Raw genomic sequence first — 1290 nt, forward strand, 5'->3', positions numbered from 1 at the left:
GATTAGTACGATCGTACTTTTATAGGGGGCCAACTCACATTTAGACAAGTCGGGTGGTCGTTCCGTGATGGACAGCTTGCTTTTCGATATGGGCTTTTCTCGCAAAATCGTGTTTTAATTCCCCGAAGACGTATTCAATGGTACCGGATGTCACAATCTCCTTTTCAAAAGAACAGGAGACTTGCCAGTATGAAAATTGCACTCGCTTCGGGGAAGGAAGGCAAGAAATTCAGCCTCAGACATGCGCCTGAATCTTAAATCAATGCCTTAATCCATTCGATTTCGTATAGAAGGTAGTTCAGGGCAATTGTAAATCATCTCCGCAAGCGATTCATTACCGGTCGTCTTGTCAACTTATGTCTCGCGTTCGAATACAGATAACCCCTGTCGATATGTTGCTATCCTATTCGGGTGTACTACTACCGGAATAAAGATTGGCTTATACTTGTAGGGGTGAGGTGATAGGTATGGATCAAAAGTTATTTGAACTAGTATATGAATCTGTTGTTAACCGAGAATCGACCTACGAAGGTGTATATTATACGGGGGTAAAGACCACGAAGATCGTATGTAGACCTACTTGTCGGGCCAAAAAACCTCTTGCAAGTAATGTGACGTTTTACCACTCACTAGAAGATGCGCTTCACGCGGGCTTTCGGCCTTGCAAACGATGCAAGCCTGAAACGAACGGAGCACTTCGACCGGATGCGGCTTTGGCCGCACAAGTGGATGCGATTATTGAGGCCCAATATAAAGACAAGCTGACTTTGCCACTGTTGGCGGCTTCACTTGCTATAAGCCCCTATCACCTGCAGCGAATATATAAGCAAGTAAGGGGATACTCACCCGCGGAAAAAACCGAGCGTGTTCGATTCATGCACGCACAGAAGCTATTATTAGAATCTAGCGCCACCATCGCAGAGATTGGAGCGGCTGTGGGCTACAGCAGTCCATCCCATTTCACTTCTTGGTTTTGTCGGAGATCGGGCAACTCTCCTATGGGGTACCGGAATGGACAAAGAGGAGGAGAATCATTTGATAAAGAGTAGGAAATATCGACAAACGGTAATCGGCTTGAATCAGCCATGGACACTTATAGCCAGCGAGTGCGGAATTAGCCAATTGTTATACCCTCCTCATCTTGCTTCGTTGGCAGGGGTAAATCCACATATCGCACACGATGAACAGTTGATCGAGGATCGCAGTCTATTCGTTGAATTYGGCATTATCGACCTATTGGAGCAATATTTTGCAGGCTTGCCCGTCAGCTTCGAAAAGGTCCCTCTGGAT

The 1290-nt window shown here is 46.1% G+C and carries 2 protein-coding genes and 1 pseudogene; all 3 read left to right on the forward strand.

Annotated elements, in window-relative coordinates; genetic code table 11:
- Positions 1-21 precede the first annotated feature (21 nt).
- The gene (locus tag AC1DWB_RS35460; protein ID WP_477545759.1) at positions 22-258 is read left to right on the forward strand and encodes a PH domain-containing protein; all 237 of its coding nucleotides are present in this window, start codon (positions 22-24) and stop codon (positions 256-258) included.
- A 209-nt stretch (positions 259-467) separates the two neighbouring features.
- Positions 468-1049 carry a bifunctional transcriptional activator/DNA repair enzyme AdaA gene (locus AC1DWB_RS35465; protein ID WP_477545758.1) on the forward strand — a complete coding sequence of 194 codons (582 nt, stop codon included), beginning with the start codon at positions 468-470 and terminating at the stop codon, positions 1047-1049.
- Positions 1036-1290: pseudogene (locus AC1DWB_RS35470) on the forward strand (hypothetical protein); the annotation flags it as partial. The gene AC1DWB_RS35465 and the pseudogene AC1DWB_RS35470, both read left to right, overlap by 14 nt.

Source organism: Paenibacillus sp. P4_E11 (assembly GCF_056401635.1).

Coding starts and splice junctions, on each gene's coding strand:
- AC1DWB_RS35465 (WP_477545758.1), top strand. CDS start 468: ATGGATCAAAAGTTATTTGAACTAGTATATGAATCTGTTGTTAACCGA.